This window comes from Bradyrhizobium sp. STM 3562 (assembly GCF_045571435.1).
Classification (GTDB): domain Bacteria; phylum Pseudomonadota; class Alphaproteobacteria; order Rhizobiales; family Xanthobacteraceae; genus Bradyrhizobium.
On sequence record NZ_CP120694.1, the window covers coordinates 2,259,045 to 2,272,145 of the forward strand.

General features: G+C 61.9%; 14 protein-coding genes and 1 pseudogene. 11 read left to right on the plus strand and 4 right to left on the minus strand.

All coding sequences use genetic code 11. The features are described 5' to 3' along the window. Positions 1-871 precede the first annotated feature (871 nt). Positions 872-1,045: a hypothetical protein gene (locus P6U23_RS10390; protein WP_407179550.1), complete on the plus strand. Its 174-nt coding sequence runs from the start codon at positions 872-874 to the stop codon at positions 1,043-1,045. A 274-nt stretch (positions 1,046-1,319) separates the two neighbouring features. On the opposite strand, the gene P6U23_RS10395 is transcribed toward P6U23_RS10390, so the two are convergent. Next, a complete protein-coding gene (locus tag P6U23_RS10395) occupies positions 1,320-1,526 on the minus strand; it encodes a hypothetical protein (protein WP_407179552.1) in 207 nt (68 codons plus the stop codon). A 77-nt stretch (positions 1,527-1,603) separates the two neighbouring features. Here P6U23_RS10395 and P6U23_RS10400 point away from each other — a divergent pair, with 77 nt between their 5' ends. The 3 genes and pseudogenes from P6U23_RS10400 to P6U23_RS10410 all read left to right on the plus strand — a co-directional run bounded on the left by P6U23_RS10400 (position 1,604) and on the right by P6U23_RS10410 (position 2,973). After that, positions 1,604-1,891 (plus strand): hypothetical protein, encoded by a 288-nt coding sequence (locus tag P6U23_RS10400; protein WP_407179554.1) that lies wholly within the window; start codon positions 1,604-1,606, stop codon positions 1,889-1,891. A 186-nt stretch (positions 1,892-2,077) separates the two neighbouring features. Beyond that, positions 2,078-2,495: pseudogene (locus P6U23_RS10405) on the plus strand (transposase); the annotation flags it as partial. A gap of 235 nt (positions 2,496-2,730) precedes the next feature. After that, entirely contained in the window at positions 2,731-2,973 is a 243-nt protein-coding gene (locus tag P6U23_RS10410; protein ID WP_407179556.1) for a hypothetical protein, read from the plus strand. A gap of 164 nt (positions 2,974-3,137) precedes the next feature. Here the strand turns inward: P6U23_RS10410 and pcaG are convergent, their stop codons facing one another. Together pcaG and pcaH are read right to left on the minus strand one after the other, a co-directional pair. Beyond that, positions 3,138-3,764, minus strand: a complete 627-nt coding sequence (pcaG, locus tag P6U23_RS10415; RefSeq protein WP_407179558.1) for a protocatechuate 3,4-dioxygenase subunit alpha — start codon at positions 3,762-3,764, stop codon at positions 3,138-3,140. Between the two features lie 3 nt (positions 3,765-3,767). Beyond that, complete coding sequence (gene pcaH / locus P6U23_RS10420; protein WP_407179559.1) at positions 3,768-4,592, minus strand: protocatechuate 3,4-dioxygenase subunit beta; 825 nt, start codon at positions 4,590-4,592, stop codon at positions 3,768-3,770. A 99-nt stretch (positions 4,593-4,691) separates the two neighbouring features. Between pcaH and P6U23_RS10425 the strand changes: the two genes are divergently transcribed. From P6U23_RS10425 to P6U23_RS10455, 7 genes are all read left to right on the plus strand, one after another. Next, positions 4,692-5,624 carry a LysR family transcriptional regulator gene (locus tag P6U23_RS10425; RefSeq protein WP_407181405.1) on the plus strand — a complete coding sequence of 311 codons (933 nt, stop codon included), beginning with the start codon at positions 4,692-4,694 and terminating at the stop codon, positions 5,622-5,624. 432 nt (positions 5,625-6,056) lie between these two features. Then, complete coding sequence (locus P6U23_RS10430; RefSeq protein WP_407179561.1) at positions 6,057-7,238, plus strand: ABC transporter substrate-binding protein; 1,182 nt, start codon at positions 6,057-6,059, stop codon at positions 7,236-7,238. Positions 7,239-7,374: 136 nt separating this feature from the next. Continuing rightward, entirely contained in the window at positions 7,375-8,244 is an 870-nt protein-coding gene (locus P6U23_RS10435; RefSeq protein WP_407179563.1) for a branched-chain amino acid ABC transporter permease, read from the plus strand. Positions 8,245-8,251: 7 nt separating this feature from the next. Then, the gene (locus tag P6U23_RS10440) at positions 8,252-9,283 is read left to right on the plus strand and encodes a branched-chain amino acid ABC transporter permease (RefSeq protein WP_407179564.1); all 1,032 of its coding nucleotides are present in this window, start codon (positions 8,252-8,254) and stop codon (positions 9,281-9,283) included. A gap of 4 nt (positions 9,284-9,287) precedes the next feature. Then, complete coding sequence (locus P6U23_RS10445) at positions 9,288-10,040, plus strand: ABC transporter ATP-binding protein (protein WP_407179565.1); 753 nt, start codon at positions 9,288-9,290, stop codon at positions 10,038-10,040. Then, the gene (locus P6U23_RS10450) at positions 10,033-10,749 is read left to right on the plus strand and encodes an ABC transporter ATP-binding protein (protein WP_407179567.1); all 717 of its coding nucleotides are present in this window, start codon (positions 10,033-10,035) and stop codon (positions 10,747-10,749) included. The genes P6U23_RS10445 and P6U23_RS10450 overlap by 8 nt, the downstream gene beginning before the upstream one ends. 18 nt (positions 10,750-10,767) lie before the next feature. Beyond that, on the plus strand, positions 10,768-11,886 hold the full coding sequence (locus tag P6U23_RS10455; RefSeq protein WP_407179569.1) for a cobalamin-independent methionine synthase II family protein: 1,119 nt from the start codon (positions 10,768-10,770) through the stop codon (positions 11,884-11,886). Positions 11,887-11,947: 61 nt separating this feature from the next. Here P6U23_RS10455 and P6U23_RS10460 read toward each other — a convergent pair whose 3' ends face one another. Beyond that, on the minus strand, positions 11,948-13,078 hold the full coding sequence (locus P6U23_RS10460; protein WP_407179570.1) for an acyltransferase family protein: 1,131 nt from the start codon (positions 13,076-13,078) through the stop codon (positions 11,948-11,950). Positions 13,079-13,101: the final 23 nt, after the last annotated feature.

Here is a 13,101-nt window from a genome sequence, read left to right on the forward strand (position 1 = left end):
ATACTGTCGTCGATACGCACATTACGCTTGCTCGGGACTGCAAATAGGCAGCATGCCGGATCGGCAAGAGTGATCCGCATTGCCGCGTCCGCTGGTCGAGTCCGGCTGGAGTGAACAAGTGAGCTGAAGCGAGCGCAGCGCGGCTCGGTGCCGAAGCCCGCCCAAGCGGCCCGGCCGCTCCAATGATCCAGTGGCGCTTCGTTAAGCCGGGGGTGTTTTAATGAGCCCGGCCGCACCGCCGCGCGGCCGGGCAGCCGGGCGCCGCGCCTGTGTCATTTTACCCCAGGGCACGAGTGCTCGGCTGCCTCCCTAAGCACCTACCGATCGGCAGCACCAGCCATTGCGTTCCGATCATCCCACGAATCTGCCTGACTGTTGCAGGCGAGCGACTGCCGCGGAGTGCCCCCGGCAACACCTCGGAATGGAGCGGCGGCGCAATCGGCTTACCGGTACACACCGATTGGGACGCGCCTCTAGGCCAGCCGGTGGGCTGATGATGTCCGGTTAGATTATCGAGCCAAGGTTCGTCAGCGCCTCCTGCGGCCGCGATGGAGCCGAACGTGAGGCCAGATTGGCGGAGGGCTCAGCCCACGCCGTTTCTGGCTGGTAACTAAAAAAAGCCCCGCCGCGGTAGTGGGGGCGCAGGCGGGGTCAAAGTTGCGTCGCTCTGGGATATCACCGGTCCCAGGGCGGCTCTTTGGTAGCAGCAGAATCGCAGACCGTTCTGTCTGAAACCCGACACAAGGCCTGGATCATCCGACTCGAAATTTTCGCGCCGAACGCCTTCCATCTTTGGTGTTCCGAATATTTGCCCCGATGTCCTCGTCGCTAACATTCGAACGAACCGATTGAGTTCGCCAAAGGTAAACTGTTGCGCCAGCTTGAGCATTGCCAGACCGCAATTGCCTGTCTCATCGCCGCGGTCGAGAAGCGGGGATTCGTGATGATGGCGCGGATGACCATGGTGCAGGCGCTGGCTGCCGGCCAGCCGGAGACCGCGCCGACGCCGCGGAACCCCGCGAAGAAATATCGCATTATAAGCTAATGGGCGACGACACTGGGATATTCAAAGAGCCGGGTTTCTGGGCTGCAGTTGCGGTCGGCTTGGCGCCTGTCCTTATCGGCGCCGCCGTGCTGATCTGGATCCAGTCATAAAACACGAAGAAAGCCCCGGCGCGCCGAAGCGCAGCCGGGCTTTTGAGTGCTGCAGAGATTTTGGATGTTCGCCTATCCGCCGAGCTTTACCTTCAAGATCGCGCCGATCAGCCAGCCCACCGCCCATTTGACGGCGGCTTCGACCGTCCAGCCCACGACCAGCATCACGGCAGTGCCGAGGATGGCCAGGCGGCAAGCGGCTTCTTACCAAAGAAGGTTCGGTCCGGGGTCGCGATGGCAAGGCGGTCGTCCAGAGTCTTCTTGAGCGCCGCGATCGCATCGTTGTTGGCGTTCAGAAGAGCGACGTTCTCTTCACGTCGGCGGTCGTCGTCCCGGCAGTGCTGCTCGAAGAGCTTGGCGAGATCTTCCAAGCCCTTCGCGTTCCGGCCGAGCTCGTAGGAGAGTCGCCGCATGTGCGTCACCGCTGAACGCGAAAAGCGATATCACGATGATCGCCAACACAATCGTCTGTTTCACGACCGGCGGCAACATCGGCACAGCGCCGGAAGGCACCCGGCCCCAAGCGCCGGCCGCGACGATGATCCCGCCAACAGTTGCAAGATTACCCATCCATTCCTGGATCACCCGGCATCCATTCGGGCGGGAACGAATGCTTGATCGACATAGTGCCATTGCCGACCTGGGTTTCGACGCGATCAGGACGCCGAGAATCGAAACCCAATCAGACCTTCGGAAGCTTAATCAGGCTGCTCACGCTACTTTCTCCTGCGATTGAATGACCCCAAGCGCGGTCTGGTAGAGCTCGATTTGATGCCAGGCGAAGATGCCGAGATCGGCGAATTCGCCGTTATCCGGCCGGCAGCACACGAGAATGACCGGTGTTGGGCGTACGTACTGGCGGCATCATTCTCCCGAACCATGCACCTTACGCCATCTCCGAGCAGTTGAGGACGTTAGCGTAATGCCGGAACGTCGCACGCAGCTATGTGCGGGATGGTACGACCACGCTATTTGCTGCACTCGATGTCGCCTCGGCATTTATCATTGGCAAATGCTACAAGCGTCACCGGCGGACGAGTTCTTGAAGTTCCTCAAAAAAGATCGCCCCTCAAATTCCCGAAGGGCTCGATCTCCATATCGTCATGGACAACTATGCACAGCCACTAGGCTAGACACCCCAGATCAAAACGTGGCTCGCCCGATGGCCGCACTACGATGTCTACTTCACGCCAACTTCCGCCTCATGGATCAATCCGGTTGAGCGCTGGTTCGCCGAACTCATCAGAAAGCAGATCCAGCGAGGTGTTCATACCTCGGTTACGCAGCTCGAGGCCGACATCCGCACTTCGTCGAACTCGGCGAACTTTAGATTCGCGTGACTAGCTCAACCGGACGTGCCGCGGCCAGAACCACTGACGGCGCGGATTTGGCGGGCGGGTGCATTAACGATTGGACTTGAAATGATCGGGCGCGGGGACTCTCTTGCTTTTTCCGCGAATGCAAAAATGATCCCAGAATACCTTGGCGACGCAGCGGGAACACTGCGGAACCATTGAGATCCCCGGAACAAACAGCCTTCTTCACCGTTTGCCGGTGACTGAGAGGAGGTTCAAGATGAAGCGATATTTTCTCGCACTTGCCGCACTGGCAACGCTAGCCACTGGAGCTGCAACCACGGCGAAGGCGGTGGAGTTCGACGTCGGCCCGGGCGGTGTTTACGTCGGTCCACACCGGCATCCCTACTACGAGGGATATAACTCATACAACGAGTACAGGGGCGGGTGCCGGGTGGTCATCACCCATCGCACCAATCGCTTTGGTGAGGACGTGACGGTCCGCAGGCGTATCTGCGACTAAGCGCTCGGAAGGTCAGACTTAAGGATTGCCGCCACGCATGTGATCACCCTTGATGCATATGCTTGCGGTCTAGATGAATCTCAGCCCGCCTGATGACGCATCAGGCGGGTGTCTTGATGCCTGGTGCCGAACCGGACTTGCTTCAGCGGCCAATTGGCCTGAGTTCACACGTCGAAGAAGACTGTCTCTTCTGGGCCCTGCAGGTTGATCGTAAAACTGTAGACCACTTTGCCGCCGCGCTCGTCGCGTTTAGCGATCAACGTCGATCGCCGCGCCGGCTGCTCGATCAGATTGAGCACGGGGTCAGCGGCGTTCGCGGCTTCTTCGTCGGAGAAATAGAGCCGGGTGTTCAAGCCGACATTGATGCCCCGTGCCACGATCCAGACACTGATATGCGGCGCGCAGCGGCGGCCCGCTTTGTCGGTGGTGGCGCCCGGCTTGATCGTCTCGAATGTAATCAGTCCGCTCTCGAAATCGGATCCCGAGCGGCCCCAGCCGCGGAAGTCTTCATCAAGCGCGCCGGCCGAGCGATCGGCCGGATGGTTGTAGCGGCCGGCCGCATTGGCCTGCCAGATCTCGAGCAGCACATCGCGCAGCGGCGTGCCGCTGCCGTCGAGCACGCGGCCTTCGAGCGCGATGCGCTCGCCCTTGGTGTTCGCGCCCAGCAGCACGTTTGTGAAGTTCTTCTCGAAAATATTAAAGCCGGCCATGGCTGGCATGAGGCCAATATGCACATACGGCCCGGCAGTCTGGGAGGCAGTTTCCTTCAAATAGGACAGCGGCTGCACCATTGCTCAGTTTCCCTCGCGCCGGTTGTCGAAATAGGTGGAGCGGGCGCCGCGCAGCACGATATCGAAGCGGTATGCAAGCGAGTCGAACGGCGTCGCCGCGTTGAGATCGAGCGGCGCGATGAGGCGGCTCAGTGCCTGCTGATCGGGCACCGTCGCCAGGATCGGACAGACCGGGATCAGCGGATCGCCTTCGAAATACATCTGCGTGATCAGCCGCTGCGCGAAGCCGGAGCCGAACACCGAGAAATGGATATGCGCCGGGCGCCAGCTGTTGACATAGTTGCGCCAGGGATAGGGGCCGGGCTTCACCGTGCGGAAATAGTAATAGCCGGTCTCGTCCGTCAGCGTGCGACCGCAGCCGCCGAAATTCGGATCAATCGGCGCGAGATAGGTATCCTTCTTGTGGCGGTAGCGGCCGCCGGCATTCGCCTGCCAGAACTCGACCAGCGTATTCGGCACGCCACGGCCGGTCTCGTCGAGCACGCGGCCGTGCACCACGATGCGCTCGCCGATGGGATCGCCGTCCTTCGCATAGTTGCGGATGAGGTCGTTATCAAGCGGGCTGATATCGTGATGGCCAAACACCGGCCCGGTGATTTCCGAGATCGAGTTCTCCAGTGACAGCAGCGCTTGACGGGGCGAGCGCAGCACCGATGACTTGTACCCCGGCGCATGGGCCGGCGGGTGGATTGAGCGGTCGCGCTGGAAAAAGCCGCCATCGCCCAAAGGCGGGGTCAGCGGGGCAGGGCGGTTGATGCCGGTGGCATGCTGCCGCGAATCGGTGCGGACGCTGTGGATGTTCAATGGACGGCTCACATGGGCGCTCATGAAGCGTTGTCTCCGCTTTCGCGCCCCGAACGGGCGCTGCTTGCCGGAAAGATGCGCTGCCCCATTCTCAAGATAAATAGATGGATTATAATCAATCGCATGAAAGAAATTAATCATTTGGCCTTGGATGGCCATGCGCTGGCGCTGTTCCTCGCCGTGCTGGAGGAGGGCTCGGTAACGGCGGCCGCGACGCGCCTGGGGCTGACCCAATCCGCCGTCAGCCACGGCCTTAAGAAGTTGCGGCGCATTGTCGGCGATCCCCTGTTTGCCAAATCCGGGCGCGGCATCATTGCCACCGCCCATGCGCAGACCTTGGCCCTCAAGGCGCGGGCGCTGATCGATGAGATGCGGGCCTTCGCGGGCGGCGCGAGCTTCGATCCCGCTCAGGCCCGCCTCTCGCTCACGGTCGCTGCGAACGATTTCCAGCGCGATCTACTGCTGCCGGATTTCTATCGGCAGGTCGCGGCCAGGGTACGAAGCTTCGATCTGCGCATCATTCCCTCGCAATCGCCGACGCCGGCGATGCTGCGCGAAGACCGCTGCGATCTTCTGATCACGCCGCGGCCGCCTTCCGGCATCGACATCGTGCAGAAGCGCCTGCTGCAGGATCACTATATTTGCTACTTCGATCCCAAGGCGCGTGCCGCGCCCACACAGGCCGATTATCTTGCGGCGCGGCACATCACGGTGGTCTATCCCGACAACGAGCGGCTGGACTTTGACCGCCGTTTGGAGGCGTCCGGAATCCGCCGCGAGATCGTCATTTCCGTGCCGAGCTTTTCCGGGGTCCCCGTTTTCCTGCGCGGCTCCGACATGCTGGCGAGTATGCCGAGCCTGTTGGCGTCAGGCCTGATGCACGATCTCGCCAGCGTGCGCATTCCGCTGCCTGCGCGTGCCGGCGCGCTGGCCAAGCTGCCGATGTTCATGGTCTGGCACCGGCGCTACCAGAAAGATCCCGCGCATCTATGGCTACGCGATGAGCTGGAGAAGGTCTGCCGCGCGGCCGAGGTCGAAAAGAAGGCTGCCCGGTGAGCGTTGGTCTATCGGCGCGCCGACGCGCTCGGCACGTCGCAGGTTGAACGCTGCAAAAGAATGGCTGGATCATCCGCTGCAGGTAACTGTTTTGCGAGATCCGGAGCTGGAGCGACGGCAGCAAGGGGACAGCGCTCTTGCTTTAATTGTACAAATGTACAAAAGACTCTTCGCTGCAGCGATGGCTCGCGGTGGATTTCGAGGATGCTTATCGATCATGTCATGAGGTATTTTTATACCACGCATTCGAAGATCGCGCTTGGTGGCGCATGGAAAATCGGGCGTGGCCGGGCCGTCTATTGTCGTGATTGACAATGCCGAGCAGACCAGACGACTTGCGCGGCCAGAACGCCTGAGACATGCAAGCTGGTAAGCGCGGACTCGGGATTTAACAGAGAGTCGGGGCCGCAAAGAAGAAAGGGAGGAGCGTCGATGTTCGTTCAGGCTAGGAAATTGTCGCGGTGGATGCTCGGCGCCGTAGCTGTCGGCACGTTGGCGCTTGCGCCGGCGCGCGCGGAGGACAGCTTCAAGATCGGCCTGATCCTGCCGATGACCGGTGGTCAGGCCTCGACCGGCAAGCAGATCGACAACGCGATCAAGCTTTACATGCAGCAGCACGGCGACACCGTCGCGGGCGAGAAGATCGAGATTATCCTCAAGGACGATGGCGCGCTGCCCGACAAGACCAAGATCGCCGCACAGGAACTGATCGTCAACGAGAAGGTCAATGCCATCGCCGGGTTCGGCGTCACGCCGGCGGCGCTGGCCGCAGCACCGCTCGCCACCCAAGGCAAGATTCCGGAAGTCGTGATGGCGGCGGGCACCTCCATTATCACGGAAAAATCCCCCTATATCGTCCGCACCTCGTTTACGCTGCCGCAATCCTCCACCATCATCGGCGATTGGGCGGTGAAGAACGGCATCAAGAAGGTCGCCACGCTCACCTCCGACTACGCGCCTGGCAACGACGCGCTGAGCTCGTTCAAAGAGCATTTCACCGCCGGTGGTGGCGAGATCGTCGAGGAGGTGAAGGTGCCGCTGGCCAATCCCGATTTCGCGCCGTTCCTGCAGCGGATGAAGGACGCGAAGCCCGATGCGATGTTCGTGTTCGTGCCGGCAGGGCAGGGCGGCAACTTCATGAAGCAATATGCCGAGCGCGGCCTCGACAAGGCCGGTATCAAGGTGATCGGGCCTGGCGACGTCATGGACGACGACCTCTTGAACGGCATGGGCGATGCGGCGCTCGGAGCCGTGACCGCGCACATCTATTCCGCCGCGCATCCCTCGCAAGCGAACAAGGATTTCGTCGCAGCCTATAAGAAGGCGTTCGGTAACCGCCCCGGCTTCATGGCGGTCGGCGGTTACGACGGCATTCACCTGATCTACCAGGCGCTGAAGAAAACTGGGGGCAAGACCGACGGTGATGCGCTGGTCGCGGCAATGAAGGGAATGAAATGGGAAAGCCCGCGCGGCCCGATTTCTATCGATCCCGACACCCGCGACATCGTGCAAAACGTCTACATCCGCAAAGTCGAGAAGGTCGATGGCGAGCTCTACAATGTCGAGTTTGAAACCTTCGAGGCCGTGAAGGATCCGGGCAAGGTCAAGAAGTGACGTCCCTTGCGACCTCATCCCGAGGCGCGAGCAAAGCTCGTGAACCCGGGATCTCGAAGCTATTGCGTGAGATTTCCGGGTTCAGCGCTCGGCGCCGCCCCAGAATGACGAACTCCAAGGCTCGCATCCCAACGAAATGACTGCCGTTCTCACCAACCTCTTCGATGGCGTCGCCTACGGCATGCTGCTGTTCGTGCTCGCCTGCGGGCTAGCGGTCACGCTCGGATTGATGAATTTCATCAATCTCGCGCACGGCGCCTTTGCCATGACCGGCGGCTATGTGTGCGCGGTGCTGGTCAATCAATTCGGTTGGCCGTTCTTTGCGGCCCTGCCGCTCGCCTTCATCTCCAGCGCCGTGGTGGGGGTCGTGCTGGAGCGCTTGCTCTACCGCCATTTATACACGCGCAGCCATCTGGACCAGGTCCTGTTCTCGATCGGCCTCGTCTTCATGTCGGTTGCTGCCGTCGACTACATCACGGGTTCGCAGCGGGTGTTCATCAAGCTGCCGTCGGTGCTCGAAGGGCAGTTCGATGTCTTCGGCGTCGGTGTCGGGCGCTACCGGCTGATGATCGTCGTGATCTGCGGTCTCCTCACGGCGGCGCTGCAGCTTGTGCTCGCGCGTACGCGCTTCGGCAGCCGCCTGCGTGCGGCGGTGGACGATCCGCGTGCGGCCAGTGGGCTCGGTATCAACGTGCCGCAGGTCTTTGCCTTCACCTTTGCCTTCGGTTGCGGGCTCGCAGGGCTCGGCGGCGCGCTCAGTGCGGAGGTCCTGGGGCTCGATCCCTACTTCCCGCTCAAATTCATGATCTACTTCCTGATCGTGGTCACGGTCGGCGGCTCTTCGTCGATTACCGGCCCGTTCCTGGCCTCGCTCCTGCTCGGCATCGGCGATGTCGCCGGCAAATATTACGTGCCGAAAATGGGTCCCTTCGTGATCTATACCCTCATGATCGTGATCCTGATCTGGCGACCGAACGGACTGTTCGGCCGCACGGCGACGCGGTGAGGACAGAATGACCGCCCAGGCCGATGTCGGATTTCACGCAAGACGACATGCGCGCTGGCACGCCGGCGAAATCGCTTTCTGGCTGCTCGCGCTTGCCTGCGCCTTTGCGTTTCCCTCGCGCTATCTGATCATGACCGACATCGTGCGGCTTGGCCTGTTCGCGCTCTCGATCGACCTGATCCTCGGCTATGCGGGTATCGTGTCGTTGGGGCACGCCGCCTTCTTTGGCGTCGGCGCCTATTCGGCCGGGCTGCTGGCGTTGCATGGCATCATCAACGAGCCGTTGCTTGCACTGATCGTGGCGGGTCTTGCGGCGACCGTACTCGGTTTTGCGACGAGCTTTCTTGTGATCCGCGGCGTCGACTTGACGCGGCTGATGGTCACACTCGGGATCGCATTGCTGCTGGAGGCGCTGGCCGAGCGCTATTCCGATATCACCGGCGGCACCGATGGCCTGCAGGGAATCGAGATGCAACCGATCCTCGGGCTCTTTGCATTCGACATTTTCGGCAGGACCGGATTCTTCTATTCGCTCGCCGTGCTGTTCCTATTGTTCCTGCTGGCGCGGCGGGTCGTGCATTCGCCGTTCGGATTGTCACTTCGCGCAATCAAGAACAACCCGCTGCGCGCGGCGGCGATCGGCATTCCCGTGCATAAGCGGCTGATAGCGATCTACACGCTGGCCGCATTCTACGCTGGCATTGCGGGGGCGCTGTTCACCCAGACCACGGCGCTGGCTTCACTCGACGTGTTTGCATTCGAGCGCTCCGCCGACCTCCTGCTCGTCTTGATCATCGGGGGCACAGGTTATCTCTATGGCGGCCTGATCGGTGCCGTGGTGTTTCGGATGCTGCAGGAATTGTTCTCGATCATCACGCCGCAATACTGGCAGTTCTGGATCGGGCTGGTGCTGGTTGTCATCGTCATGGTCGGCCGTGCGCGCCTGCATCGTTGGGTGCTATGGGCGCCGAACTGGCTGATCGCCCAGTTGGGTGGACGTAAGGCCGCTGTCGCCGTGCCCGAAACCGAGGGGCCGTAGGATCATGACGACGGCACTGGAGACCATCGGGCTGGAAAAGCATTTTGGCGGCTTGCGGGTCACCCGCGAGCTCTCGCTGAAGGTCGCGCGCGGCGCCCGCCATGCGCTGATCGGCCCCAATGGCGCCGGCAAGACCACGGTGATCAACCTGCTCACTGGCGTGCTGCGCCCCAATGCGGGGCGCATCCTGCTCGAAGGTCACGAGATCACCAATCTGCCGGTGCACAAGCGGGTGTTGCGCGGCCTGTCGCGCACCTTCCAGATTAACCAGCTCTATGCCGATCTGACGCCGCTCGAAACGATCGGGCTCGCGGTTTCGGAGCGCCTCGGCCGCGGCGGCGACTGGTGGCGGGCGATGGGGAGTCGCGACGAGGTCAATGCCGAAGTCACCGAGACGCTGTCGCGCTTTCATCTTCTCGATGTCATGAACGAGCCGACCGCGACCCTTCCTTACGGCAAGCAGCGCCTGCTCGAGATCGCGGTCGCGATCGCCGCCAAGCCGCGCGTGCTGCTGCTGGATGAGCCCGCCGCCGGCGTGCCGGAAAGCGAGCGTCATGACATTCTCGCCGTCGTCGCGGCGCTGCCGCGCGATGTCACCGTGCTCCTGATCGAGCACGATATGGATCTGGTATTCTCCTTTGCCGATCGCATTTCCGTGCTGGTCAACGGTGCGCTCTTGACCGAAGGCCCGCCCGAACAGGTGGCCAAGGATCCGCAAGTAAAAGCCGTCTATCTCGGCGAGGCCGCCAATGCCTGACCTGCTTGCGATAAAGTCCCTGCGTGCGGGTTATGGCGAAGCGATCGTCCTGCCTGACATGTCGCTGCGCCTGCCGGAGGGGCAGGTGCTGGCGGTGCTGGGCCGCAACGGCACCGGCAAGACCACGCTGATCAACTCCATCGTGGGCGTCACCCGGCGTTTGGGTGGCAGTATCGTGCTGAACGGACGCGACATCACCGCGATGCGTCCCGACGAGCGGGCGCGCGCCGGCATCGGCTGGGTGCCGCAGGAGCGCAATATTTTTCGTTCGCTGACCGTGGAAGAGAACATGACCGCGGTGGCGCAGCCCGGCCCTTGGACGGTCGAGAAAGTCTACCGGATGTTTCCGCGCCTGCAGGAGCGCCGCAGGAATTTCGGTAACCAGCTCTCCGGCGGCGAGCAGCAAATGCTGGCGATCGGGCGCGCGCTCACGCTCAATCCGAAGGTGCTGCTGTTGGACGAGCCGACCGAGGGGCTCGCCCCGATCATTGTCGAGGAACTCTTGAAGGCGATCGGCGCCATCACACGCGGCAGTGGCATCTGCTCCATCATTGTCGAGCAGAATGCGCAAAAGATTCTGGGGCTGGCGGACCGCGTTGTGATATTGGAACGCGGTAGCATCGTGCACGATGCGCCCAGCGCGGCGCTGAAGGCTGACCCCGCGGTGCTGGAACGCCATCTCGGCGTCGCCGGCGCCACGGCACATTGAATATTCGGGAGCGAGACCATGCAACGTACAAGACCCCCTTTCCGGGCCGACGAAGTCGGCAGCCTGCTGCGCCCGCAGCGCATCAAGGAAGCGCGCGCCAAGCGCGAGAAGGGCGAGATCTCGGCCGAGGAATTGCGCAAGGTCGAGGACATGGAGATCGAGAAGGTCGTGCACAAGCAGGCCTCGATCGGGCTGAAGCTCGCGACCGACGGCGAGTTCCGCCGCTCTTGGTGGCATTTCGATTTCCTGGCCAAGCTCACCGGCTGCGAGTTGTTTCACCCGCAGACCGGCATTCAGTTCGCGGGCGTCGAGACGCGGCATGACGCGGTGCGCGTGATCGGCAAGCTCGACTTCCCGGCCGATCATCCGATGCTGGAGCACTTCAAGTTTTTGAAGAAGCATGCCGACGTTGCGCATGTGGTGCCGAAGATGACGATCCCGTCGCCGGCCGTGCTGCATTTCCGTGGCGGCCGCAAGTCGATCTCCAAGGACATCTATCCCGATCTCGACGCCTTCTTCGAGGATCTCGGCAAGACCTACCGCAAGGCGGTGAAGGCGTTCTATGAGGCCGGCTGTCGCTATCTGCAGTTCGACGACACGGTCTGGGCGTATCTCTGCTCGCAGGAGGAATTGCAGAAGTCGCGCGAGCGCGGCGACAATCCGGATGGCCTGCAGAAGATCTATGCCCGCGTGATCAATTACGCGATCGCCGAGCGGCCCGCCGACATGGTGATCACCACGCATGTCTGCCGTGGCAATTTCCGTTCGACCTGGATCTCCTCCGGCGGCTATGAGCCGGTGGCCGAAACCATGCTGGCGGGCACCAATTACGACGGCTATTTCCTCGAATATGACTCCGACCGCGCCGGCGGCTTCGAGCCGCTGCGTTTCCTACCCAAGGGCAACAAGGTCGTGGTGGCCGGTCTCATCACCTCCAAGTTCGGCGAGCTGGAAAAGCGCGACGACATCAAGCGGCGCCTGGAAGAAGCTTCCAAATTCGCGCCGCTGGAGCAGCTCGCGCTGTCGCCGCAATGCGGCTTTGCCTCGACCGAAGAGGGCAACATCCTCTCGGAAGAGGAGCAGTGGGCGAAGCTCAGGCTCGCGGTCGAACTCGCTGACGAGATCTGGGGCAGGTGATCGGACGCGCTCTGCGCCGTTACGCGGCAGCGGAGCGTTCCGCCCGGTTTATACAGTTAGATCAGAGCGGGGCCGGACTTGTCCGCCCCGCTCGTTGTTTGCGCAGCAGCGCGCTGCGGATCAGCCGCTGCGCGGGCGCCTCGAAATAGCGGTAGGTCACGTGTGAGGCAAGCAGGGTCGGCAACACGAAAGCCGCCCAGAACAGGTGACTGTAGTAAGGGATCGGCTGCTGCGCGAGAGCGAAGCAAAGCGCAATCGCGAGCTGGATCGGAAAGTGCAGCAGGTAACAGGAATAGGTCATGTTGCCGGCTGTCTCAAACAGCCGCTCGAGACGAACCGGCAACGTCATCGGCGCGGAGAGCCAAAACAGCAGGACCGGCGTGTAGGCGAGCAGTAGCACCCAGTCGACGATCTCGATCGAGAGGCTGAGGATCGCCGTCGCAATCGGAACAGCGATCATGGCGACGAGCGCGGTCAACTCGATCGCCCGCTTGTAAGACGCATGTGCGACAAAACGCCGGCCGATCGCGGCGAGGCCGCCGGCATAGAAAAAGGCAAGACAGGCAGCGACCTGCGTGCCGCCGTTCAAGCAGGCGAGGACGACGACCAGGTTGAACAGCGGCGACTTGGTCACGAAGCGCAGCGTCAGGAAGAAGGCGGCATAAATCAGCACCTCGACCGATACCGACCAGATCGGCGCGTTGAAGCTGTCGCTGCGCTGCGGCGTCCAGTCGCTTGCCAAGAAAAGCTGCGCGATGAAGTGCGGCAGGTCATTGTTCTGGGCGACGAAGAAGACGCCGGTCAGGCGATGATAGAGCGGCTGCAGCAATGCGACCAGAAGCAGGGTGGCGAAATGGAGCGGGTAAAGCCGCGACACGCGAAAGACGAAGAACGCCCAGCCGCCGATGCTGCGATCGGAGATCGCCTCGCGATACTTCCAGAAGAAAATGAAGCCGCTGATGCACCAGAACATCCAGACGCCGTATCTGCCCGCCTCATAGAGCGGAAAGAACACGCCGTAGAACGGCAGCGCGCTCCTGACGAAGCCGACCGGGTTGCTGCCAACGAACGCAAAGTGCTGGTAGTGCCAGAGCAGAACCCCGAATGTGGCGAGGAAGCGCAGGCCCTCCAGCCCCAGAAGCTTGTCCGTGCCCGGCCTGTCCGTGCCCGGCAATGTCGACGTTTTGACCATTGTTTTCCAGTGCCGGTTAACCG